At 63.2% G+C, this 22,423-nt stretch carries 21 protein-coding genes; 7 read left to right on the top strand and 14 right to left on the bottom strand.

The window, feature by feature from the left end; all coding sequences use genetic code 11:
• Positions 1 to 178: 178 nt before the first annotated feature.
• From IGW03_RS21500 to ugpB, 4 genes are all read right to left on the bottom strand, one after another.
• Positions 179 to 1,255 (bottom strand): sn-glycerol-3-phosphate import ATP-binding protein UgpC, encoded by a 1,077-nt coding sequence (locus IGW03_RS21500; RefSeq protein WP_194724580.1) that lies wholly within the window; start codon positions 1,253 to 1,255, stop codon positions 179 to 181.
• A 40-nt stretch (positions 1,256 to 1,295) separates the two neighbouring features.
• Entirely contained in the window at positions 1,296 to 2,147 is an 852-nt protein-coding gene (gene ugpE, locus IGW03_RS21505) for a sn-glycerol-3-phosphate ABC transporter permease UgpE (RefSeq protein ID WP_194724581.1), read from the bottom strand.
• Between the two features lie 30 nt (positions 2,148 to 2,177).
• Positions 2,178 to 3,062: a sn-glycerol-3-phosphate ABC transporter permease UgpA gene (gene ugpA, locus IGW03_RS21510; RefSeq protein ID WP_194724582.1), complete on the bottom strand. Its 885-nt coding sequence runs from the start codon at positions 3,060 to 3,062 to the stop codon at positions 2,178 to 2,180.
• Between the two features lie 113 nt (positions 3,063 to 3,175).
• Complete coding sequence (ugpB, locus tag IGW03_RS21515) at positions 3,176 to 4,495, bottom strand: sn-glycerol-3-phosphate ABC transporter substrate-binding protein UgpB (RefSeq protein WP_194724583.1); 1,320 nt, start codon at positions 4,493 to 4,495, stop codon at positions 3,176 to 3,178.
• Between the two features lie 192 nt (positions 4,496 to 4,687).
• Here ugpB and ubiA point away from each other — a divergent pair, with 192 nt between their 5' ends.
• Together ubiA and IGW03_RS21525 are read left to right on the top strand one after the other, a co-directional pair.
• Positions 4,688 to 5,542: a 4-hydroxybenzoate octaprenyltransferase gene (gene ubiA / locus IGW03_RS21520; RefSeq protein WP_194724584.1), complete on the top strand. Its 855-nt coding sequence runs from the start codon at positions 4,688 to 4,690 to the stop codon at positions 5,540 to 5,542.
• Positions 5,543 to 5,648: 106 nt separating this feature from the next.
• Positions 5,649 to 6,035 carry an ElaB/YgaM/YqjD family protein gene (locus tag IGW03_RS21525; protein ID WP_194724585.1) on the top strand — a complete coding sequence of 129 codons (387 nt, stop codon included), beginning with the start codon at positions 5,649 to 5,651 and terminating at the stop codon, positions 6,033 to 6,035.
• Position 6,036: 1 nt separating this feature from the next.
• Here the strand turns inward: IGW03_RS21525 and proC are convergent, their stop codons facing one another.
• Both proC and IGW03_RS21535 read right to left on the bottom strand, forming a co-directional pair.
• A complete protein-coding gene (gene proC, locus IGW03_RS21530; RefSeq protein ID WP_194724586.1) occupies positions 6,037 to 6,858 on the bottom strand; it encodes a pyrroline-5-carboxylate reductase in 822 nt (273 codons plus the stop codon).
• Positions 6,851 to 7,552, bottom strand: coding sequence for a YggS family pyridoxal phosphate-dependent enzyme (locus tag IGW03_RS21535; protein ID WP_194724587.1), 702 nt, complete (start codon positions 7,550 to 7,552; stop codon positions 6,851 to 6,853). Before IGW03_RS21535 ends, proC begins: the two co-directional genes overlap by 8 nt.
• Positions 7,553 to 7,669: 117 nt before the next feature.
• On the opposite strand from IGW03_RS21535, the gene IGW03_RS21540 reads away from it, so the two are divergent.
• From IGW03_RS21540 to IGW03_RS21550, 3 genes are read left to right on the top strand one after another with little or no spacing between them, the layout of a single operon-like run.
• Complete coding sequence (locus IGW03_RS21540; protein ID WP_194724588.1) at positions 7,670 to 8,713, top strand: type IV pilus twitching motility protein PilT; 1,044 nt, start codon at positions 7,670 to 7,672, stop codon at positions 8,711 to 8,713.
• A gap of 21 nt (positions 8,714 to 8,734) precedes the next feature.
• Positions 8,735 to 9,871: a PilT/PilU family type 4a pilus ATPase gene (locus IGW03_RS21545; protein WP_194724589.1), complete on the top strand. Its 1,137-nt coding sequence runs from the start codon at positions 8,735 to 8,737 to the stop codon at positions 9,869 to 9,871.
• Positions 9,868 to 10,350 carry a glutathione peroxidase gene (locus IGW03_RS21550; RefSeq protein WP_194724590.1) on the top strand — a complete coding sequence of 161 codons (483 nt, stop codon included), beginning with the start codon at positions 9,868 to 9,870 and terminating at the stop codon, positions 10,348 to 10,350. The genes IGW03_RS21545 and IGW03_RS21550 overlap by 4 nt, the downstream gene beginning before the upstream one ends.
• A gap of 19 nt (positions 10,351 to 10,369) precedes the next feature.
• Here the strand turns inward: IGW03_RS21550 and IGW03_RS21555 are convergent, their stop codons facing one another.
• From IGW03_RS21555 to IGW03_RS21590, 8 genes are all read right to left on the bottom strand, one after another.
• Complete coding sequence (locus IGW03_RS21555) at positions 10,370 to 11,095, bottom strand: LrgB family protein (RefSeq protein WP_194724591.1); 726 nt, start codon at positions 11,093 to 11,095, stop codon at positions 10,370 to 10,372.
• Positions 11,092 to 11,424: a CidA/LrgA family protein gene (locus IGW03_RS21560; protein WP_194724592.1), complete on the bottom strand. Its 333-nt coding sequence runs from the start codon at positions 11,422 to 11,424 to the stop codon at positions 11,092 to 11,094. The genes IGW03_RS21555 and IGW03_RS21560 overlap by 4 nt, the downstream gene beginning before the upstream one ends.
• Positions 11,425 to 11,770: 346 nt before the next feature.
• Complete coding sequence (locus IGW03_RS21565; protein ID WP_194724593.1) at positions 11,771 to 14,248, bottom strand: sensor domain-containing diguanylate cyclase; 2,478 nt, start codon at positions 14,246 to 14,248, stop codon at positions 11,771 to 11,773.
• Positions 14,249 to 14,548: 300 nt separating this feature from the next.
• Complete coding sequence (glcF, locus tag IGW03_RS21570; protein ID WP_194724594.1) at positions 14,549 to 15,781, bottom strand: glycolate oxidase subunit GlcF; 1,233 nt, start codon at positions 15,779 to 15,781, stop codon at positions 14,549 to 14,551.
• 2 nt (positions 15,782 to 15,783) lie between these two features.
• Positions 15,784 to 16,851 (bottom strand): glycolate oxidase subunit GlcE, encoded by a 1,068-nt coding sequence (glcE, locus tag IGW03_RS21575; RefSeq protein ID WP_194724595.1) that lies wholly within the window; start codon positions 16,849 to 16,851, stop codon positions 15,784 to 15,786.
• Positions 16,852 to 16,858: 7 nt separating this feature from the next.
• Complete coding sequence (locus IGW03_RS21580; protein WP_194724596.1) at positions 16,859 to 18,346, bottom strand: FAD-linked oxidase C-terminal domain-containing protein; 1,488 nt, start codon at positions 18,344 to 18,346, stop codon at positions 16,859 to 16,861.
• A 183-nt stretch (positions 18,347 to 18,529) separates the two neighbouring features.
• Entirely contained in the window at positions 18,530 to 19,420 is an 891-nt protein-coding gene (locus tag IGW03_RS21585; protein ID WP_194724602.1) for a LysR substrate-binding domain-containing protein, read from the bottom strand.
• 11 nt (positions 19,421 to 19,431) lie between these two features.
• Positions 19,432 to 20,841, bottom strand: a complete 1,410-nt coding sequence (locus IGW03_RS21590; RefSeq protein ID WP_194724597.1) for an FAD-binding oxidoreductase — start codon at positions 20,839 to 20,841, stop codon at positions 19,432 to 19,434.
• Positions 20,842 to 20,999: 158 nt separating this feature from the next.
• Between IGW03_RS21590 and IGW03_RS21595 the strand changes: the two genes are divergently transcribed.
• Positions 21,000 to 21,584: a cob(I)yrinic acid a,c-diamide adenosyltransferase gene (locus IGW03_RS21595; RefSeq protein WP_194724598.1), complete on the top strand. Its 585-nt coding sequence runs from the start codon at positions 21,000 to 21,002 to the stop codon at positions 21,582 to 21,584.
• Between the two features lie 232 nt (positions 21,585 to 21,816).
• Positions 21,817 to 22,423: contractile injection system protein, VgrG/Pvc8 family (locus IGW03_RS21600; RefSeq protein ID WP_194724599.1), on the top strand; the 607-nt coding region annotated here is incomplete at its 3' end.

The raw sequence follows: 22,423 nt of genomic DNA on the forward strand, positions 1-22,423 counted from the left end.
AAGAACCCCAAGCGCCTCTAATGGGTTCAATTTATCTGCACGCTTAGCGCACATGACTCCCTTCTCCCGCAGGCGGGAGAAGGGTTGGGGATAAGGGGGCTTGCTAAGACTTCCGGCTGTTTTGGCAACCGCCCTCACCCCCGGCCCCTCTCCCGCCTGCGGGAGAGGGGAGACAAATCTACACCTCGATCCGCCGCGTACTCTGCGGATCAAACCAATGCATCGCCGACGCCTCAAACCCCGCCTGCACCCGCTCCCCTGCCTCCACCTTGACACCCGCCGGCGCACGTATCACCAGCGACTGCCCGCCCGCCTGCGCATGCACCAGTACATCCGCTCCCAGCGACTCCACCATCTCCACCTGCATCGAAATCCCCGGCCTGCCCAGCACCAGATGTTCGGGCCGCACGCCGAGAATGCAGTCGCGGTTGGCGAGCGATCCCGCCGCGCTCGGCAAAGTGATGCCGGCACCGTCGCCCAGCATGAACTGCGTGCCGTCGATACTGAGCTTGCCGGGCAGGAGGTTCATCGGCGGCGAGCCGATGAAGCCGGCGACGAAGGTGGTGGCCGGCCTGCCGTACACCTCGGCCGGCGTACCGATCTGCTCGGCGCGGCCGGCGTTCATCACGATCATGCGCTGGCCCAGCGTCATCGCTTCCACCTGGTCATGCGTCACATACAGGCTGGTGGTGCCGAGCGCGCGATGCATCTTCTGGATTTCCAGCCGCATCTGCACCCGCAGCTTGGCATCGAGATTCGACAGCGGTTCATCGAACAGGAATACCGCCGGCTCGCGCACGATGGCGCGGCCCATCGCGACCCGCTGGCGCTGGCCGCCCGATAGCTGGCGCGGCGTGCGGTCGAGCAGCGCGCCGAGTTCGAGGATCTTCGCCGCCTTCTGCACCCGCGCATCGATGTCGGCCTTGGAAAACTTGCGGATCTTCAGTCCGTACGCCATGTTTTCATAGACGCTCATGTGCGGATACAGCGCATAGTTCTGGAACACCATCGCGATGTCGCGGTCCTTCGGTTCCAGGTTGTTGACCACGCGGTCGCCGATCACGATGTCGCCGCCGGTGATTTCCTCCAGCCCCGCCACCATGCGCAGCAGCGTCGACTTGCCGCAGCCCGAGGGACCGACCATGACGATGAATTCGCCGTCGGCGATATCGATGGAAATGCCGTGGATGACGGCGACGCCTGCAGCTCCCTTGCCGTAGGTCTTGGTAATGTTTTTCAGATGTACTTGTGCCATGTGTGCCTGCATCCCTGAAGATGCGTGTCTCGTTTTCTGCTTATTTTTCGGAGTCCACCAAACCCTTGACGAACCATTTCTGCATGATGACCACCACCAGTCCCGGCGGCAGCATGGCCAGGATCAGCGTGGCCATCACCATGTTCCATTCGATGGCCGCATCGCCGCCGGTGATCATGGTCTTGATGCCGATGCCGATCGGATACATGCCCTGCTCGGTCGCCACCAGCAGCGGCCACAGGTACTGGTTCCAGCCGTAGATGAACATGATCACGAACAATGCGATGATGTTGGTGCGCGACAGCGGCCACAGCACATCCTTGAAGAAGCGCATAGGGCCGGCGCCGTCGATGCGCGCCGCTTCCGCCAGTTCGTCCGGCACGGTCAGGAAGAACTGCCGGAACAGGAAAGTGGCGGTCGCCGATGCGATCAGCGGTATGGTGAGGCCGGCATAGCTGTTGAGCATGCCGAAATCCGACACCACCTGATAGGTCGGCGTGATGCGCACTTCCACCGGCAGCATCAGCGTGACGAAGATCATCCAGAAGAAGAAGCTGCGTCCGGCGAAACGGAAATACACGATCGCGAATGCCGACAGCATCGAGATCGAGATCTTGCCGATGGCGATGATCAGCGCCGATGCCAGGCTGACCCACATCATGCGGGCCACCGGCGGCACCGCCGCGTTGCCCGAGGCGCCGCTGATGATGACCGACGCATAGTTGCGGAAGAACTGGTCGCCGGGGATCAGCGAGATCGGCGCCATCGCGGCCTGCTCCGGTGTCTGCGTGCTGGCGACGAAGGCCACGTAAACCGGAAAGGCGACGATGGCCACGCCGAGGATCAGCACCAGGTGGCTGATGAAGTCGAGGATGGGACGGCGCTCAATCATGGTTGCCCTCCCCGCTCAGGTTGAATGAGTTCATGAATACTGCACCTTCTTTTCCACATACTTGAACTGCACTACGGTGAGTGCAATGACGATCACCATCAGCACCACCGACTGCGCCGCCGCGCTGCCGAGATCGCCGCCCCGGAAGCCGTCCTGGAAGACCTTGTACACCAGGATCTCGGTTTCCTTGCCGGGGCCGCCATGGGTGGTGGCTTCGATGATGGCGAAGGTATCGAAGAACGCGTACACGACATTGATCACCAGCAGGAAGAAGGTGGTCGGCGACAGCAGCGGAAAGACGATGGTAAAGAAACGCCGCACCGGGCCCGCGCCGTCGATGGCGGCCGCCTCGATCAGCGACTTCGGGATGGCCTGCAAGCCGGCGAGGAAGAACAGGAAGTTGTAGCTGATCTGCTTCCAGATCGCCGCCATCACGATCAGGATCATCGCGTGGCGGCCGTTGAGCAGGTTGTTCCATTCGATGCCGATGCCGCGCAGTGCGTGGGCGATCACGCCCAGTGTCGGATTCATCAGGAACATCCACAGCACGCCCACCACCACCGGCGAGACCGCGTAGGGCCAGATCAGGAAGGTCTTGTAGACCGACGCGCCGCGCATGATGCGGTCGGCGAACACCGCGAGGATGAGCGACAGCGACAGGCCGAAGAAGGCCACCATCACCGAAAACATCGCGGTGGTCTTGAACGATTCCAGATAGTTGGAATCGTTGAACAGATCCTTGAAATTGTCGAACCAGACGAATTGCGACGAGGCGCCGAAGGCATCCTGCAGCAGCACCGACTGGTACAGCGCCTGCGCTGCCGGCCAGAAGAAGAACAGCAGCGTGACGAGGATTTGCGGAGCCACCAGCGCATACGGCAGCCAGGCCGATTTGAAACGGGCGCGTTTTTCCATGAATGAATAATGAGACGAACAAAAGTAAGGTGTGCAGGCCTCCGTGCCTGCACTTGGTGCATTCGCTAATCGCAATGTGCAGGCACGGAGGCCTGCACTACGTCGATTGCGCCTTACCTGTTCGCTTTCTCGAAGCGCACCAGCAGTTCGTCGCCGCGCTTGACGGCGGTGTCGAGCGCTTCCTTGGCGGTCTTCTTGCCGTTCCAGACCGTTTCCAGTTCCTCATCGATGATGGTGCGGATCTGCACGAAATTGCCCAGCCGCAGGCCGCGCGACTTGTCGGTAGTCTTGACGATCATCTGCTGCACCGCGATGTCGGGCCCCGGCGTCTTCTCATAGAAGCCGGATTTCTTTGTCATGTCATAGGCGGCGGTGGTGATCGGCAGATAGCCGGTTTCCTGGTGCCACTTGGCCTGGACTTCCGGCTGCGACAGGAACTTGAAGAACTTGGCGACCGCCTTGTATTCATCGGTCTTCTTGCCGCTCATGACCCACAGCGAAGCGCCGCCGATGACGGTGTTCTGCGGCGCGCCCTGCACGTCGTTGTAATAAGGCAGGGTCGAGACGGCGAACTTGAACTTGGCGTTCTTGGTGATGTTGGCATAGGCCGCGCTGGACGAAGTCAGCATCGCACACTCACCCGAATAGAACTTGGCTTCCGCCTCGTTCTTGCGGCCGGCATAGCTGAAGTAGCCCTGCTTGGCCCAGTTGGAGAGATTCTCGATATGTCTGACGTGCAGCGGGCTGTTGAACTTGAGCCGCGCATCGAGGCCGCCGAAGCCGTTGTTCTTCGACGCCAGCTCGACGTTGTGCCAGGCGGAGAAGCTTTCCAGGTGCACCCAGGATTGCCAACCGGTGGTATACGCGCATTTCTCGCCGCTGGCCTTGAGCTTGGCGGCAGCAGCCACCACTTCCTGCCAGGTGACCGGCGCCTTGTTCGGATCGAGCCCGGCCTTGGCGAACGCATCCTTGTTGTAATAGAACACGGTGGTCGAGCTGTTGAACGGGAAGGACACCATGTCGCCCTTGGGCGAGGTGTAGTAGCCGGCAACAGCGGGCACATAGACAGAGGCGTCGAATTTTTCGCCGGCGGTCTTCATCACTTCGGCGACCGGCACGATCGCACCCTTGGAGTACATCATGGTGGCGGTGCCGACCTCGAAGACCTGCAGGATGTGCGGCGCATTGCCGGCGCGGTGGGCGGCAACCGCGGCGGCCATTGCCTCTTCATAGTTGCCCTTGAAGATGGGATTGACCTTGTACTCGCTCTGGCTCTTGTTGAACTGGTCGGCCAGTCCGGCGACGCGCTCGCCGAGGGCGCCGGTCATCGAATGCCACCAGGTGACCTCGGTTGCGGCGAAAGCCGGTACGGTGATTGCTGCGCCGGTTGCGCACAGGCTGGCTGCAGCCAGCGCCTTCCATCGGAATTGCATGTCTTGTCTCCAGAAATTTTGTAGTGTATTGGTGCGATATGACAGCCCCGTTACGATAACTGAAACTCCGTACGCGGCGCTTATAATTCGATTTTGCAGCGCAAAATCGGCTCGCAATCCAGTGGCGAGAGTGTAGCCGCGTTCCGGAACTTGCGTTGCCGCCTTCATCAACCTTCATTGAAACAGCCATCCATGAACCGCCTCGCACTCTACGCCCGCCTGGTCCGCCTCGACAAGCCCATCGGCATCCTGCTGCTGCTGTGGCCGACGCTGGCGGCGCTCTGGTTCGCGGCCGGGGGTGCGCCGGACTGGAAGCTGGTGGCCATCTTCACGCTCGGCACCATCCTGATGCGCTCGGCCGGATGCGCGATCAACGACTATGCCGACCGCGATTTCGACAAGCATGTGAAGCGCACCGCCGAACGGCCGCTGACCAGCGGCAAGATCGCCGGCTGGGAAGCGGTGGCGGTGGCCGCCGTACTGGCCTTGATTTCGTTTGCGCTGATCCTGCCGCTCAATGCGCTGACCAAGCAGTTGTCAGTCGCGGCCGTCCTGATCGCCGCCAGCTATCCCTATTTCAAGCGCTTCTTCGCCATCCCCCAGGCTTACCTAGGCATCGCCTTCGGCTTCGGCATTCCGATGGCCTTCGCGGCGGTGCAGGACAGCGTGCCGCCAGCCGCCTGGCTGCTGCTGATTGCGAATATCTTCTGGGCGGTCGCCTACGATACCGAGTATGCAATGGTGGACCGCGACGACGATCTCAAGATCGGCATCAGGACCTCGGCGATCACCTTCGGCCGCTACGACGTGGCGGCGGTGATGCTCTGCTATGCGGTCAGCTTTGCGATCATTCTGGTCGTCGGCTGGCAGTACGGCTTGCGCTTCTGGTTCGTCGCCGGGCTGGTAGCGGCCACGGCTTGCGCGCTCTATCACTACCGGCTGATCCGCGACCGCGACCGCATGGGCTGCTTTGCCGCCTTCCGGCACAACAACTGGCTCGGTGCCATGATCTTTGCCGGCATCGCGCTTGACTATGCGCTGCGTTGACAATGCGCTGACGATGCATACCGGGAAATAGTTTGACCCAACGCAACATGCCTACCGCGAACAGGCCTATACACTCCTCCAATACTTACTTCCTGCGGAGCCGGCAATGAACAACGAATACAACGAAGGCAACGGCCAGACCGGCGAGTCGCGCGATCGCCTGCTTGATGACATCAAGATGGTCATGCGCGAAGCTGAAGAACTACTGCGCAGTACCAGCCAGCAGGCCGGCGAAGGCTACCAGGCGGCCCGCGAGCGCTTCGAATCGACGCTGAGCAGCGCCAAGGTCAGCCTGTCGGAGCTTGAAGAGCAGGTCAGCGCGACGGCGCGCGAGAAGATGGAAGTCACCGACCGCTACGTAAAGGAAAACCCCTGGCAGGCGGTCGCGGTCGGCGCGCTGGCCGGCATTGCGCTCGGCGTCGTTCTCGGCATCAGCCGCCGCTACCAGCCCTCCCGGGATCGAGATTTCGATTCCCACCCCGATCTCGACTGATTCAATCCCTGCCGAATTCCTCGCCCAGTTCCTTGCCGCGCGCGGCCGCCGCCTTCAGCGCTCGGCCGATCGCGTCCTTCACGCCGCTGGCTTCCATGCTGGTCAGCGCAGCGTAAGTGGTGCCTCCCTTGGAAGTCACCCGCTCGCGCAGCAGCGCGACCGGCTCTGGCGACTGCGCGGCAAGCTGCGAAGCGCCGACGAAAGTGGCGATCGCCAGCTCGTTGCCTTGCTCCGCGGTCAGGCCCATTTCCTGCGCCGCCTGCTGCATCGCCTCGATGAAATAGAACACATAGGCCGGGCCGCTGCCAGAGACCGCCGTCACCGGATCGATCAGCGCCTCGTCGCTCAGCCAGACGGTGGCGCCGACCGCGCGCAGGATGGCGTCTGCGGCATCGCGCTGCTCCGGCGACACGCCGTCCATGGCCACCATGCCGGTGATGCCCTTGCCGATCAGCGCCGGCGTGTTGGGCATGGTGCGCACGATGGCGCGGTGGCCGCCCAGCCAGCGCGACAGGTCGGCGGCGCGGATGCCGGCGGCAATCGACAAGATCAGCTGCCGCGATACATGCGGGCGCAGCTGCGCGACCACGTCCTTCATCTGCTGCGGCTTCACCGACAGCACGATCACGTCGGATTGCGCCAGCGCCGCATCGATGCCGCCGGCGGTGGTGACACCGAACTGCTGCTGCAATCTGTCCAGCGCTTCCGCATTGGGATCGACGACATGGATGTTTTCTCCCGCCGTCAGCTTGCCGGCGAGGCCGCCGATCAGTGCGGTCGCCATGTTGCCGCCGCCGATGAATCCGATTTTCAAGTTAGCCATAGTGTCGTGTTCCAAAAATTGCGGTTCCTATCCTGACGATGGTGGCGCCTTCGGCAATGGCTGCCGCAAGGTCCGCCGACATGCCCATCGACAGCGTGTCGAGATCGATACCCTGCCTGCTGATGTCTTCCGCCAGCAGCCGCAGCCGGCGGTGCGGCGCGCGCTGCGCCTCTTCGTCGCCGGCCGGTTCGGGAATCGCCATCAGGCCGCGCAGCTTGATATTCGACAGGGCTGCGATGCGCTGAGCCAGGGCGGCGGCCTCCTGCGGCATCACGCCGCTCTTGCTGGCTTCGCCGCTGATATTGACCTGCAGGCAGATGTTGAGCGGCGGCAGGTGCGAGGGCCTCTGGTCGGACAGGCGCTGCGCAATCTTTTCGCGGTCGACCGAATGCACCCAGTCGAAATGCTCGGCGATGGGCCGCGTCTTGTTGCTCTGGATCGGGCCGATGAAGTGCCATTGCAGCAACAGCTCCGGCCGCTGCGCCTTGACGGCGGCCATCTTGTCCAGCGCTTCCTGCAAGTAGTTCTCGCCGAAGGCGCGCTGCCCGCATGCCGCCGCCTCGATCACCGCGTCCGCGCCGAAGGTCTTGGAGACGGCGAGCAGCTGCACGCTGTTGCGATCACGGGAAGCAGCTTCGGCAGCTGTGGCGATACGGTCGTTGACGGCTTGCAAGTTGCCGGAGATTGAGGACATAATCAGTTTGCTTGAAGCAACAATTGCAACATGCGCAACACTCTGCCTCCATGTTATGTATTGGCGCGAAGATGTTGCGTGACATTCATGGCTTTTCGCCAATCCCCGGGATTATAAATGGACATCTCCGAACTCCTCGCCTTTTCCGTCAAGAACAAGGCGTCCGATCTGCACCTGTCGGCCGGCCTGCCGCCGATGATCCGCGTGCATGGCGACGTGCGCCGCATCAACCTGCCGCCGCTGGAGCACCGCGACGTGCACGGCATGATCTATGACATCATGAACGACGGCCAGCGCAAGGCCTACGAGGAAGTGCTGGAGTGCGACTTTTCCTTCGCCATTCCCGGCCTCGCCCGCTTCCGGGTCAATGCCTTCAACCAGGACCGCGGCGCGGCCGCCGTGCTGCGCACCATTCCTTCCAAGGTGCTGACGCTGGAACAGCTGAATGCGCCGAAGATCTTCGCCGAACTCGCGCTCAAGCCGCGCGGCCTGGTGCTGGTGACCGGCCCGACCGGCTCCGGCAAGTCGACCACGCTGGCGGCGATGATCAACCACCTGAACGAAACCGAGTACGCGCACATCCTCACCGTCGAGGACCCGATCGAATTCGTGCATGAATCCAAGAAGTGCCTGATCAACCAGCGTGAAGTCGGCCCGCACACGATGTCCTTCAACAATGCGCTGCGCTCGGCGCTGCGCGAAGACCCGGACGCGATCCTGGTCGGCGAATTGCGCGATCTCGAAACCATCCGCCTCGCGCTGACCGCGGCCGAGACCGGCCACCTGGTCTTCGGCACGCTGCACACCTCGTCGGCCGCCAAGACCATCGACCGTATCGTCGACGTGTTCCCGGCGGAAGAAAAGGAAATGGTGCGCGCGATGCTGTCGGAGTCGCTGCAGGCGGTGATTTCGCAGACCCTGCTCAAGACCAAGGACGGCAGCGGCCGCGTGGCGGCGCATGAAATCATGCTGGGCACGCCGGCGATCCGCAACCTGATCCGCGAAGCGAAGGTCGCGCAGATGTATTCGGCGATCCAGACCGGCAGCAATATGGGCATGCAGACGCTGGACCAGAACCTGACCGACCTGGTCCGCCGCAACGTGATCTCGTCGGCGGCCGCGCGCGCCGCTGCGAAGATCCCGGAAAATTTCCCGGGTTGATCGGATAGAAAAGGACATCACATGGAACGCGATCAGGCCACCAAATTCATGCACGACCTGCTGCGGCTGATGCTCAGCAAGAACGGCTCCGACCTGTTCATCACGGCGGAATTTCCGCCAGCCTTCAAGATCGACGGCAAGATGACGCCGGTCTCCAACCAGCCGCTGACGCCGACGCATACCGTCGAGCTGGCGCGCGCCATCATGAACGACAAGCAGGCCGCCGAGTTCGAGGCGACCAAGGAATGCAATTTCGCGATCAGCCCCGGCGGGCTGGGCCGCTTCCGGGTGTCGGCATTCGTGCAGCAAGGCAAGGTCGGCATGGTGCTGCGGACCATCACCACCACCATTCCGAAGCTGGAAGACCTCGGCGTGCCGCCGGTGCTGAAGGACGTGGCAATGACCAAGCGCGGCTTGGTGATCATGGTCGGCGCAACCGGTTCGGGCAAGTCGACCACGCTGGCCGGCATGATCGGCTATCGCAACGAAAACAGCTACGGCCACATCATCACCATCGAAGACCCGGTCGAATACATCCATCCGCACAAGAACTGCATCATCACCCAGCGCGAAGTCGGGGTCGACACCGCCGACTGGTTCGCCGCGCTGAAGAACACGCTGCGCCAGGCGCCGGACGTGATCCTGATCGGCGAGATCCGCGACCGCGAGACCATGGACTATGCGGTGGCTTTCGCCGAGACCGGCCATCTCTGCCTGGCGACGATGCATGCCAACAGCGCCAACCAGGCGCTGGACCGCATCATCAACTTTTTCCCCGAGGAACGGCGGGCGCAACTTTTGATGGATTTGTCGCTCAATCTGAAGGCGATGGTTTCGCAGCGCCTGATTCCGCTGAAGGACACCAAGGGACGCTGCGCGGCGGTGGAAGTAATGCTCAATTCACCGCTGATTTCCGACCTGATCTTCAAGGGCGATGTCCACGAGATCAAGGAGATCATGAAGAAATCGCGCGAGCTCGGCATGCAGACCTTCGACCAGGCGCTGTTCGACCTGTACGAAGGCGGCAAGATTTTCTACGAGGATGCGCTGCGCAATGCCGATTCCGTCAACGACCTGCGCCTGTCGATCAAGCTGCACGGCAAGGAGGCCCACGGCCGCGACCTGAGCAAGGGCACCGAACACCTGGGGATCGTATGAGCGTCTATGAATTCAGTCCCGCCGGCATTGCCGGCGCACCGGTCGACCTGCAGTCCTACCGCGGCCGCGTGCTGCTGATCGTCAACACTGCGAGCAAATGCGGCTTCACCCCGCAGTACCAGGGGCTGGAAACGCTCTACAAGGAATTCAAGGGGCGCGGCCTGGAAGTGCTCGGCTTTCCCTGCAACCAGTTCGGCTCGCAGGAACCGGGCAGCGAGGAAGAAATCGGCGCCTTCTGCGAAAAGAACTACGGCGTCACCTTCCCGCTGTTTTCCAAGATCGACGTCAACGGCGACAATGCGCATCCCCTGTTCAAGTACCTGAAGGCGGAGGCGCCCGGCCTGATGGGCACGCAGGCGATCAAGTGGAACTTCACCAAGTTTCTGGTGAAGAAGGACGGCACCGTCTACAAGCGCTATGCGCCGCAGACCGCGCCGAAGGAAATCGCCGACGACATCGAGAAACTGCTGGCGGAGTAAGCGACGCCTGAGGCGCCTCTCAGGCCACCCCCAGCAGCCTCAGCACGAACGGCAGCAGCAAGGCCGTCAGCACTCCCGACAGGCCCATCGCCAAGCCGGAAAACGCTCCCATCTCCTCGCTGACCTGGAAGGCCCGCGCCGTGCCGATGCCGTGCGAGGTCACGCCGAGCGCGAAGCCGCGTACGCCGTGATCATCGATCTTCATCAGGTTGAAAATCCAGCGCGCAGTGGAAGCACCGAGAATGCCTGTCAGCATCACCAGCACCGCCGTCAATGACGGCAGCCCGCCTATCTTTTCCGAAACGCCCATCGCAATCGGCATGGTTACCGCCTTCGGCGCCAGCGACAGCACCGTGGCCGGCGATGCCCCCAGCGCCCAGGCTACGCCCATCGCCGTGGCAATCGCCGCCGCACCGCCGACCAGCGCGCTGACGATCAGTGCGAACCAGTTGCGCCGCAATTTCTCGAGCTGCTGGTAGAGCGGGATGGCCAGCGCTACCGTTGCCGGCCCGAGCAGGAAGTGGACGAACTGCGCGCCTTCGAAATAGGTCGGATAACGGGTGCCGGTGCCGACCAGCACCAGCACCAGAAGCGCCACCGCGATGGCCACCGGATTGACCAGCGGATTGAATTTCGCCTTGGCATAGACGGCATAGGCGAACTGGTAGGCAAGCAGGGTTGCGGTCAGCCACAGGAGCGGCGACGCCGACAGGTAGACCCAGACCTGGCTGATCTCGGATCTCATTTCTGCAGCGCCTTCAATACCAGCGCGGTAACGACCAGCGAGACGGTGGCGCTGATGAGCAGCGCGGCGGCCAGCGGCAGCCATTCGGATGCAACCCGCTGCGCATGCACCATGATGCCGACGCCGGCCGGGATGAAGAGCAGTGAGAGATGCTTGAGGAATTCCAGCGTGGTGGGCGCCAGCCGCTCGGCCACGGCAGGACGCAGCAGCAGGTAGCAGAACAGCAGCAGCATGCCGATCACCGGTCCGGGGATGGGCAGGGAAAGCGCGAAAGCCAGGCTCTCGCCCAGGGTCTGGAATACCAGCAGGGTAGCGAAGGTGTAGATCACGGTGTTGCATCCGGTTGGGGGGGTAAGGATGCTAGTGTAATCCGGGTGGGAGCCAGGTTGGCGCAGATCGTTACGTGCGATGCGCCAAGACCGCCGTACTCCCTCCCCTTCAAGGGGACGTAGCAGGGGTTTCGCAACGCACTGCGTTGCGCCTGCGCAGTCGGAGCCGCTTGCAAGCGGCGAGGTGGAGGGCGGGGGTGGGGATGGGTTCAAATGCCGTGATAGCTGCTGTTGAAACCCATCCCCATCCCAACCTTCCACCTCGCCGGCCGCCCTTGAAGGGGAAGGAGCAATAAAGGTCTAGCGGACCACAGCGATGTTCAATCCACGCTGCAAGCACCGCTCCTTACCCTATATTCAAATTCATACGCCGAAAGCAATCCCTCCCCGCCCTCTTCGCCTCATACAGCGCCTTGTCAGCATCCAGCATCAGCGCATCCCTGTCCTTGCCCGTACCCGGCGCAGCCACGCCGATGCCGATACTGATGCTGGGCACCACACCGCCGTCCTGCAGCATCAAGGGCTGCCGGCCTGCATCAATCAGCTTGGCGGCGATCACGTCTGCCTCTTCGCCGCTGTGCAGCCCTTCGAGAATGACGACGAATTCATCACCGCCGAGCCGCGCCACGGTGTCGGTCGCACGTACATGGCGCTTGAGCCGGATCGCCGTCTCGCGCAGCACCGCATCGCCTCCCGCATGTCCATGCGTATCGTTGATCTGCTTGAAATAATCGACATCGATCACCATCAGCGCCAGCGTCTGTCCTGAACGCGCAGCGCGCACCATTCCTTCTGCCAGCTTTTCATCGAAATGGCGCCGGTTCGGCAATCCCGTCAGCGTGTCGTGGCGCGCCAGCAGCGTGAGCTGCCGTTCAACTGCCTTGAGCTCGGTCACATCGCTGAGCACGGCTACCGCACCATAGACGGCGCCGGAGCCGTCGAGCAGCGGTTTGGCATTGACGGAGACATGCCGCGCTTCCGGAGCATGTTTCACCTCAAGCTCAAGGTTGCGCACCGGACTGCCCTGCAAGGCCTGGGACAGCCCCATCTCCTTCTTTTCGCCCGCTTCATTCACGCCGTACATGCCCGACGCCTCGGCCCACTCGGCGAGCGCCATGCCGCGGCCGTCGGCGATGCCGCTGAGTTCGCGCGCGGCACGATTGACCAGCACGATGAGACCATCGGCGTCGCAGACCTTGACCCCGACATCAATGGTTTCAAGAATGGTATTGAGCAGGCGCCGCTCCTGCTCCAGCTTGCGTTCCAGGTCCCTGCGCGTGGAGAAGGCCTCGTTGGCGCTTTCGACAGCCTGGCGAATACGGGACTCATGCGCGCGGTGATGCTCCAGCGCCTGCCGTTCCGCCGTCACGTCCAGCACGATGCCGGTGAAGGTAAGGCCGTCGGCAGTCATCTCGGTGGGAGAAGATGTGGCCTTGATCCAGCGTATCCCGCCATCTGAGCACAGCAGCCGCCCCTCGAAATACCAGTCGCTGCGGTCGGCGATGGCGAGTGCGATCGAGTCGGTGAAGCAGGTCATGTCTTCGGGATGGATGGGCACGCGGCTCCAGTCGGCCATCAGCGCATTCGCCGGCACGCCGAACATGTCCCGGCAGCGTTCGCTGATGTAGTTGAAGCCCTGCCTGCCGTCATGGCGGGCATGCCACTGGAAGATCAGCGCCGGCACGCGCTTCATGATCTGCTGCAGATGCAGCTCGCGGTGCCGCAGTTCGTCCTGCGCCTTCACCCTCTCTGTGATGTCTTCCAGGATGCCGACGTAATTGAGCAGGCCGCCGGCCTTGTCCCGCACCGGCGCCATCAACAGCTCATTGATGAAGAGTTCGCCGTTCCTGCGGTAATTGCGCAGCACGACCTGGCACTCCCGGCCTGCGGCCATGGCCTCGCTCAGGCGCTGCAGCTGCTCCTGGCTCTTGTCGTTGCGGTGCAGGAAGGCGCAGTTGCGGCCAAGCACCTCCGCCTGGCTGTAGCCGGTGATGCGCTCGAACGCGGGATTGCAGTAGATGATGGGACTGCCCGCGGCATTGGGATCGATGATGACGACGCCGTTGCTGGCCGCGCGCAGCGCATCTCCCTGCACATGCAGGCGTTCCAGCACCTGCTGCTGCGCGGTCACGTCGCGCGCCGCGCAGTACAGCCGGCCGTTGCCCACGACGCGGGTGCTCCACTCCAGCCAGACGTAGTCGCCGTCCTTGTGGCGGTAGCGGTTGCGGAAGCCCTTCAGCGGCTGCCCGCGGCCGGTGGCATGGGCTTCGGCCATCGTGCGCGCATGGTCGTCGGGGTGGACGAAGTCGAGGAAGGGCCGGGACGTCAGCTCCTGCGAAGACCAGCCGAGCACCGCAGTCCAGCGGTCGTTGACGCGTTCGAAGCGGTCGGAGGGTCCTTGGATGACCAGCATGTCGGGCGACAGGTCGAAGAAGGCGTCGCGGTCGGCTTCGGCCCGCATGCGCGCGGAAATGTCGTCCGCATGCACGACCACGAAATCGGGATCGCCGCCCCGGTCGCGCACCATCGATGCCGTCATCGACACCCAGACCGGATAGCCGCTGCGATGCAGGTAGCGCTTGTCGATCCGGTATGAAGGAATCAGGCCATTGCCCATCTGGCTTGCAAGATGGGCATCCGCCGCCAAGTCGTCTGGATGCGTGATGTCCTGGAAGGTCAATTCCCTCAGTTCCATCCTGGTATAGCCGACCAGGCGGATGAATGCCTCGTTGGCATCGATCCAGCGCCCATCCAGCGCCACCAGCGCCATGCCCATGGAGGTGAACCTGAATGCCTGCATGAACAGGTCTTCTTGTTCTGTCATCACGTAACGCGTTTCCCTGTGGCCGGCAGAACCGATCCCGGTCCTGCCGGCGTTGAATGTCGATGCCATCCATGCAAGCCGGCGCATGCCGAGCCTGTCACGGGGCGGGTATTTCGCTTTTTGGAGGAGCGCGAAAATGCCGAGGATGGAACCATTGACCGGCCGGATTCCGGTTGGTTCTCATCGGCAATATCGACTGCGGGGATAGGGCAGGCGGAAATGAGAAGCAGGCCGCGCAAGCTTGGCGGCCGTGCCTGATTCAAACGTGCGACATTGTAGCAGCGGCAGCAGAGATTCCGCTCAGCGGGCCTGCGCAAGTGCCTGGTCGACCAGCTCGATCCAGTGGCCGACCGGCGTATCGGTGCCGGACTGCAGGTGGGTCTGGCAGCCGACGTTGGCGGAGACGATCATGTCCGGCCTGGTGGCTTGCAGGTTCTGCAACTTGTTGTCGCGCAGCTGGTAGGCCATCTCCGGCTGCAGCACCGAATAGGTGCCGGCCGAGCCGCAGCACAGGTGGCTGTCGGCGCACAGCTGGACGTCGACGCCGATGGCGCGCAGCAGGCCTTCCACCTTGCCGCGGATCTGCTGGCCGTGCTGCAGCGTGCAGGGCGGATGATAGGCGACGCGCTTGTTCAATTTGCCATTGAGCTTCGCCGCCAGCTCCGCTTCGAAGGCGGGCAGGATTTCGCTGATGTCTTTTGTCAGTTCGGAAATGCGTTTGGCCTTGGCCGCATATTTTTCATCATGCGCGAACAGATGGCCGTAATCCTTGACGGTGACGCCGCAGCCGGATGCCGTCATGACGATCGCTTCCACGCCCGACTCCACCAGCGGCCACCAGGCATCGATGTTGTTGCGCATGTCGTTCAGGCCGCCGTCGTGGTCGTTCATGTGATAGCGGATCGCGCCGCAGCAGCCGGCCTTGGGCGCGGTGATCAATTGCACGCCGAGCGCGTCGAGCACGCGGGCGGCGGCGACATTGATGTTGGGCGCCATCGACGGCTGCACGCAGCCCTGCAGCACCAGCATCTTGCGTGCATGCTCGGTGCGCGGCCAGGCGCCGGCATTCTGCTTCTTCGGCACCTTGTTGCGCAGCACCGACGGCAGCAGCGGACGCGCCATCTGCCCTGCTCCCATTGCCGGCTTGAACAGCCACTGGCGCGGCAAGCCTTCCTTCAATGCGTTGCGCACGATGCGCTGCGACAGCGGGCGCGGCACCTGGTCTTCCACCACCTTGCGGCCGATGTCGACCAGGCGGCCGTACTGCACGCCGGACGGACAGGTCGATTCGCAGTTGCGGCAGGTGAGACAGCGGTCGAGATGGGTCTGCGTCTTCTGCGTCGCCGGCTTGCCTTCAAGTACCTGCTTGATCAGGTAGATGCGGCCGCGCGGGCCGTCGAGTTCGTCGCCGAGCAATTGATAGGTCGGACAGGTCGCAGTGCAAAAGCCGCAGTGCACGCACTTGCGCAGAATCGCGTCGGCTTCCTTGCCTTCGCGCGTGTCCTTGATGAAATCGGCAAGATTGGTTTGCATGTTTAAAACTCGTTGTACATCCGGCCGCGGTTGAAGATGCCGGCCGGATCGAAGGATTGTTTCAGGTTGCGGTGGATCTTCTCCACCGCCGGCGCCAGCGGATGGAACACGCCGGCGCTCTTGTCGCCGCCGCGGAACAGCGTCGCATGGCCGCCGGCGCGCTCGGCCGCGGCGCGTATCGTTGCGGCATCGGCATCGCTGCGCAGCCAGCGCTGGGCGCCGCCCCATTCGATCAGCTGTTCGCCGTCGAGCGGCAGCGGCTGTGCGACCGAAGGCACCGACAGCCGCCACAGCGCGGTCGGCCCGGTGGTCGCGGCGAAGAAGGCATTGTTGTGGTTGCGCAGTTCGCTCCAGAACATCTCGGCCTCGGCATCTTCCTCGCCGCCCATCTTCTGCACCGCCGAGCGCACCGCCGCCTCGGCACCGGACAGGCGCACGATCAGCACGCCGCCGTGCCATGCGCTGGCCGAGACCGGCAGCGGCTGGCCGCCCCAGCGGTTGAGCTGTTCGATGGCCTTATCCTGCTGCATCTCGAAGCGCAGCGTGGTTTCGGCGAAGGGCTTGGGCAGCACCTTGAGCGAGACTTCGAGAATCAGCCCGAGCGTGCCGAGGGAGCCGGCCAACAGGCGCGAGACGTCATAGCCGGCGACGTTCTTCATCACCTGTCCGCCGAAATGCAGCACCTCGCCCTTCGCATCCATGAGCACCGCGCCGAGCACGAAGTCGCGCACCGCGCCCACCGCCTGCCGGCGCGGACCCGACAGGCCGGCGGCCACGACGCCGCCGATGGTGGAAGCGGGTCCGTACTGAGGCGGCTCGAAGGCCAGCACCTGGTTGTGCTTGGCAAGCGCGGATTCAATCTCCAGCAGCGGCGTACCGCAGCGCGCGGTGATGACCAGCTCGGTCGGATCGTAGGCGATGATGCCCGAGTATTCGCGGGTATCGAGGATGTCGCCCTGCAGCGCCTGTCCGTACCAGTCCTTGGTGCCGCCGCCGCGAATGCGCAGCGGCTTGCCGGCCGATGTTGCGGACATGATCGCGTCGCGGAATTGTTGCAATGCCTGTTCCATAATTCTCCTAGAAGCGCGGCAGATCGGCGAACTTCAGCAGTCCGCGCTTCACATGCATCTTGCCGTACTCGGCGCAGCGGTGAAGCGAGGGAATCGCCTTGTCCGGGTTGAGCAGGAAGGCGGTGTCGAAGGCCCGCTTGACGGCGAAGAAGGCTTCGCGCTCCTGCGGCGAATACTGCACGCACATGGAATTGATCTTTTCGATGCCGACACCGTGTTCGCCGGTGATCGTGCCGCCGACCTCGACGCAGAGTTCGAGGATGTCGGCGCCGAAGGCTTCGGCCCGCTCGAATTCGCCGGGCGTATTGGCATCGAACAGGATCAGCGGATGCAGGTTGCCGTCGCCGGCGTGGAAGACGTTGGCGCAGCGCAGCCCGTGCTTCTTTTCCATCTCGGTGATGCTCACCAGCACATGCGCGAGATGCTTGCGAGGAATGGTGCCGTCCATGCAGTAGTAATCGGGGGAAATGCGGCCCGCTGCCGGAAATGCATTCTTGCGGCCCGACCAGAACTTCAGGCGTTCAACTTCGTTCTGCGACACGGCAATGGCGGTCGCACCCGAGGCCTTGAGCACTTCGGTCATGCGCGCGATTTCCTCTTCCACCTCTTCAGGTATGCCGTCGGACTCGCACAGCAGGATGGCTTCGGCTTCGGTGTCGTAGCCGGCCTTCACGAAAGGCTCGACCATGCGCGACGACGTCTTGTCCATCATTTCCAGGCCGGCGGGAATGATGCCGGCGGCGATCACGTTGGCGACCGCATCGCCGCCCTTGACCACGTCATCGAAGGACGCCATGATCACCCGCGCCAGCTGCGGCTTGGGCACCAGCTTGACGGTGACTTCCGTGACCACGCCAAGCATGCCTTCGGAACCGATGAAGACCGCGAGCAGGTCCAGCCCCGGCGCGTCGAGCGCCTCGCCGCCGAGTTCGACGACTTCACCTTCGATGGTCACCATGCGCACGCGCAGCACGTTGTGCACGGTGAGGCCGTATTTCAGGCAATGCACGCCGCCGGAATTCTCGGCGACGTTGCCGCCGATGGTGCAGGCGATCTGCGAGGACGGGTCGGGCGCATAGTAGAGCCCGTGCGCCGCGGCGGCTTCGGAAATGGCAAGGTTGCGCACGCCCGGCTGCACCACGGCGGTCCGGGAATAGGCATCGAGCCTGATGATCTTGTTGAACTTGGCGGTCGACAGCACCACGCCGTCGGCGATCGGCATCGCGCCGCCGGACAGGCCGGTGCCCGCGCCGCGCGGCACGATGGGCACCTGCAGGTCGCGGCAGGTCTTGAGGATGTCGATCACTTGCGCCTCGTTCTGCGGCAGCACCACGACCATCGGCAGCTGGCGATAGGCCGACAGGCCGTCGCATTCATAGGGACGGGTATCTTCCTCGTTGAAGAGCACGCAGCCGGCCGGCAGCAGCCGATCGAGGGCGCTGGCGACCTGGCGCTGGCGGTCCAGGGTAAATTGGGGCGTTGCGGGGGCGTTCATGTCCTGCTCCAGGGGGAATCGGTGATGCTCGGCTTGCGGCAGAGCCATTATCCGTGCAACGGCCTTGCCTCAGGTGAAAGCTGCGGAGCCGCTGCTTGAATTCTTTTCACGAATATTGCCGTTGCGGCAGCTTCACCGCAGCCACGGCCATACGGTCAGGCTTACTCAGTCAGGATCACACAGTCACAGCCGGCCGAAGCTCTTCCTCAGCCAGTCGATGAAGGCGCCGACTTCCGGCCGCACCCGTGCCTGCGGTTCGTAGACCACGTAATAGGCATGCGGCGGCGTCTTGAGTTCCACATCCTTGAACAGGTGGACGACCTCGCCGCGCTCAAGCAGCTCCTGCACGAAATGCTTGCGTGTGAGGCCGACGCCGTAGCCGTGCCGGATCGCTTCCAGCAGCAGGCCGAGGTCGTCGAGCCGCAGCGCATTGGAAGGCTCGGACCAGTCGAGTCCGGCGACTTCGAACCAGGGCTGCCACGGCTCCAGCGCCGAGCGCAGCAGGGTCGCCTTGGCCAGGTCCGAGGGCTGCTCCAGCCCGCCGATCTTTTCCAGGTAGGCCGGGCTGGCCACGGCGAAGGTCGGTTCCTCGAACAGCTTTTCCGTCACCAGATCGGTGTAGTTGCCGGGGCCGAAGCGCACCTCGACATCGCTCTCCGACAGCGCCAGGTCGTACAGCGGCACCGACAGGAACAGCTCCAGCACGATATCCGGATACTGGCGGGTGAAGTCGCCCAGGCGCGGCACCAGCAAGTAGCGGGCGAAGGTGGGCGGCACCGTCACCTTGATGCGCGGCTGCGCCGGGGCGCTGCGATGCGGCATCGGGAAATCGGTCAGGGTGCGCAGCGCGGCCCGCACCACGTCGAGATAGCGCCGGCCGAACTCCGACAGGCTGACCGCGCGGCCGTCGCGCAGGAACAGGCGTTCGCCGACGAATTCCTCCAGCAGCCGGATGCGGTGCGACAGCGCCGACGGCGTGATGCACAGCTCCTCGGCCGCCAGCGCGAAGGAACCGAGCCGGGCCGCCGCCTCGAAGGCGGACAGTGCATGGACGGGAGGCAGGCGGGTCGCCATCGGAAGTCGTCCTACCATTGAATGATCTTGCCTGGATTCATGATGTTCTTGGGGTCGAGCGCATGCTTGAGCATGCGCATGGTGGCGATTGCTTCCTCGCCATGCTCCTGGACCAGGAAATCCATCTTGTGCATGCCGACGCCGTGTTCGCCGGTGCAGGTGCCGTCCATCGAGATCGCCCGCGCCACCATGCGGGCATTGACGCCTTCGGCCTTGGCGACGTCGGCCGGATCGCTGGGATCGACCATCATGAGCACATGGAAATTGCCGTCGCCGACATGGCCGATGATGGCGTGGATGATGCCGTTCTTTTCGCAGTCGGCCTTGGTGTCGAGGATGCATTCGGCCAGCCGCGAGATCGGCACGCAGCAGTCGGTGGAAATTCCCCTGCCGCCGGGGCGCATCTGCAGCATCGCGAAGTAGGCATTGTGCCGCGCCGCCCATAGCCGCGAACGGTCTTCCGGCCGGGTTGCCCATTCAAAACCGATCGCATTGAATTCGGCAACGATCTCCTGCACCGTCTGCGCCTGCTCCTCGACGCCGCGTTCGCTGCCGTGGAATTCGAATAGCAGCAGCGGCTTTTCCGGCAGGTTGAGCTTGTCGTGCACATTGATGGCATGCACGCTTTTCTCGTCGAGGAATTCGACGCGGGCGACCGGCACGCCCATCTGTATGGTCTGGATCACCGCATTGACCGCATCGGCGGTGGTCGGGAAGGAGCAGACCGCGGCGGACACCGCTTCCGGCTGCGGATAGATGCGCACCGTGACCTCGGTGATGATGCCGAGCGTGCCCTCGCTGCCAACGAAAACCCGCGTCAGGTCATAGCCTGCCGAGGACTTCTTGGCGCGGGTGCCGGTCTTGATGATGCGGCCGTCGGACGTCACCACGGTGAGCGCCAGCGTGTTTTCGCGCATGGTGCCGTAGCGCACGGCATTGGTGCCGGAAGCGCGGGTGGCCGCCATGCCGCCGAGGGAGGCATCGGCGCCCGGATCGATCGGGAAGAACAGGCCGGTATCGCGGATTTCCTGGTTGAGCTGCTTGCGGGTGACGCCGGCCTGCACTGTTGCGGTCTGGTCTTCCGCATGCACGGCCAGCACCTGGTTCATTTGCGACAGGTCGATGGTGACGCCGCCGCGCAGCGCCAGGATATGCCCTTCCAGCGAAGTGCCGGTGCCGTAGGGAATGATCGGTACTTCATGGAGGTTGCACAGCTTGACCGCTTGCGCGACTTCCTCGGTGGTCTGCGCGAAGACCACGGCGTCCGGCGGCATCGGGTCATACGACGATTCGTCGCGGCCGTGGTGTTCCCGCATGGCTTGCGAGGTGGAAAAGCGGTCTTCGAAAATCGACTCGAGCGCGGCCAGCAGTTCGGCGGGCACGGGCTTCTTCAGCGCGGCCAGTTGGGCGGGATGGTTCATGGGCGTCTCCGATGTAATCCATGTTGTTGCAGGCGTTGCCTGATTTTACTCTCTTGCCCCTTTTTGCGGCGGCGACATCGTCGCGCAAGCGACTGCGCAGCGGCAGCTTTTGTCGTATGCTGGCCGCTTTCCACACTTGACGACTTGACGAAAACGCCATGGGAAACCGACTCTCGAAAATCGCGACACGCACCGGCGACAACGGCACCACGGGACTGGGAGACGGCAGCCGCGTCGCCAAGGACAGCCTGCGCGTGCATGCGATGGGCGATGTGGATGAACTCAATTCGCATATCGGCCTCTTGTTGTGCGAGGAACTGCCGAGCGCGCTGCGCGAGGAACTCGTTTCCATCCAGCACGACCTGTTCGATCTCGGCGGCGAACTCTGCATCCCCGGCTATACGTTGATCACCGACGTGCATGTGGGCCGGCTCGACACCCTGCTGGAAAAATACAATGCCGACCTGCCGCCGCTGAAGGATTTCATCCTGCCCGCCGGCTCGCGCGCCGCCGCCCTCGCCCATGTCTGCCGCACCATCTGCCGCCGCGCCGAACGCGCCATCGTCAGCCTCGGCAACAGCGAACAGATCAATGACAACCCCAGGCAGTACATGAACCGGCTGTCCGACCTGATGTTCGTGCTGTCGCGAGTGCTCAACCGCTTTGCGGGCGGCAGCGATGTGCTGTGGGAGAAGGACAGGAAGCGGGAAGTCAGCGATGCGCCGCGGACTGAAGCCGACTGATTATTTCATCGCGGATTGCTCCATCAATCTTCGGGATCGGGCTGACGCCGCTTGAGTTCTCGGTCATAAAGCATTTCGTCGCGAACACAACAGAGAGTTAGCAAAAAAACTATTTTTCTCGCTTTGCGTGTTAGTATCCCGGCAACTATTTTGTTGCCATATGCACAATTTCTATGCGTGAATTCACTGTCGCACGCCTCGACAGAAATAGCGCCGTTGCCGGGAATAACACATGTCACTTGCTCCTTTCGATGACAAGGAAGAGAACCTACTAAAGAGTTTGCCTTCCTCCCCTTCACTTCTGTCTTCATCAGCCGCGCTTGCTGCAGCAGCCGGCAAACTCAATCCCAACATCGCCAAGGCCGCTCAAGCCGCCGGCCTCGCACAGCAAGCCGCCCAATTGCTGAACATCGCCGGCCACCCGCTGCACGGCCAAGCCATCCGCGACTTCGCTACCCCCACCGCACCGTTCTTCCCCACCTTCGCCAGCACCGAACAGGCCGACGACGTCGAGGAAAGCCTCTCCGCTTTAGCGGGCATCCCCCAATTCACCGACACCCACCGCCTGCTGCGCTTCACCTCCCCGCTGCCGCCCGAGAAAACCCTCATGGTCGACACGCTGCACGCCCATGCCGCCCTGTCCGAACCCTTCCACCTGCGCCTGCAGCTGCTCTCCACCCACGCCGGCATCGAACTCAAGGAACTCATGGGCAAGAACGTCACCGTCGGCATCGAGCAGGACGACGGCAGCGAGCACTACTTCAACGGCTACATCCACCACTTCGCCTTTTCCCATGCCGACGGCGGCTTCGCCTGCTACCACGCCGAAGTCCTGCCCT

Source organism: Noviherbaspirillum malthae (genome assembly GCF_015352985.1).
GTDB lineage: Bacteria > Pseudomonadota > Gammaproteobacteria > Burkholderiales > Burkholderiaceae_D > Noviherbaspirillum > Noviherbaspirillum malthae.

Coding starts and splice junctions, on each gene's coding strand:
- glcF (WP_194724594.1), bottom strand. CDS start 15,781: ATGCAAACCAATCTTGCCGATTTCATCAAGGACACGCGCGAAGGCAAG.
- ugpB (WP_194724583.1), bottom strand. CDS start 4,495: ATGCAATTCCGATGGAAGGCGCTGGCTGCAGCCAGCCTGTGCGCAACC.
- IGW03_RS21595 (WP_194724598.1), top strand. CDS start 21,000: ATGGGAAACCGACTCTCGAAAATCGCGACACGCACCGGCGACAACGGC.
- IGW03_RS21540 (WP_194724588.1), top strand. CDS start 7,670: ATGGACATCTCCGAACTCCTCGCCTTTTCCGTCAAGAACAAGGCGTCC.
- IGW03_RS21535 (WP_194724587.1), bottom strand. CDS start 7,552: ATGTCCTCAATCTCCGGCAACTTGCAAGCCGTCAACGACCGTATCGCC.
- ugpE (WP_194724581.1), bottom strand. CDS start 2,147: ATGATTGAGCGCCGTCCCATCCTCGACTTCATCAGCCACCTGGTGCTG.
- IGW03_RS21550 (WP_194724590.1), top strand. CDS start 9,868: ATGAGCGTCTATGAATTCAGTCCCGCCGGCATTGCCGGCGCACCGGTC.
- glcE (WP_194724595.1), bottom strand. CDS start 16,851: ATGGAACAGGCATTGCAACAATTCCGCGACGCGATCATGTCCGCAACA.
- IGW03_RS21500 (WP_194724580.1), bottom strand. CDS start 1,255: ATGGCACAAGTACATCTGAAAAACATTACCAAGACCTACGGCAAGGGA.
- IGW03_RS21585 (WP_194724602.1), bottom strand. CDS start 19,420: ATGGCGACCCGCCTGCCTCCCGTCCATGCACTGTCCGCCTTCGAGGCG.
- IGW03_RS21525 (WP_194724585.1), top strand. CDS start 5,649: ATGAACAACGAATACAACGAAGGCAACGGCCAGACCGGCGAGTCGCGC.
- IGW03_RS21565 (WP_194724593.1), bottom strand. CDS start 14,248: ATGACAGAACAAGAAGACCTGTTCATGCAGGCATTCAGGTTCACCTCC.
- ubiA (WP_194724584.1), top strand. CDS start 4,688: ATGAACCGCCTCGCACTCTACGCCCGCCTGGTCCGCCTCGACAAGCCC.
- ugpA (WP_194724582.1), bottom strand. CDS start 3,062: ATGGAAAAACGCGCCCGTTTCAAATCGGCCTGGCTGCCGTATGCGCTG.
- IGW03_RS21590 (WP_194724597.1), bottom strand. CDS start 20,841: ATGAACCATCCCGCCCAACTGGCCGCGCTGAAGAAGCCCGTGCCCGCC.
- IGW03_RS21555 (WP_194724591.1), bottom strand. CDS start 11,095: ATGAGATCCGAGATCAGCCAGGTCTGGGTCTACCTGTCGGCGTCGCCG.
- proC (WP_194724586.1), bottom strand. CDS start 6,858: ATGGCTAACTTGAAAATCGGATTCATCGGCGGCGGCAACATGGCGACC.
- IGW03_RS21580 (WP_194724596.1), bottom strand. CDS start 18,346: ATGAACGCCCCCGCAACGCCCCAATTTACCCTGGACCGCCAGCGCCAG.
- IGW03_RS21545 (WP_194724589.1), top strand. CDS start 8,735: ATGGAACGCGATCAGGCCACCAAATTCATGCACGACCTGCTGCGGCTG.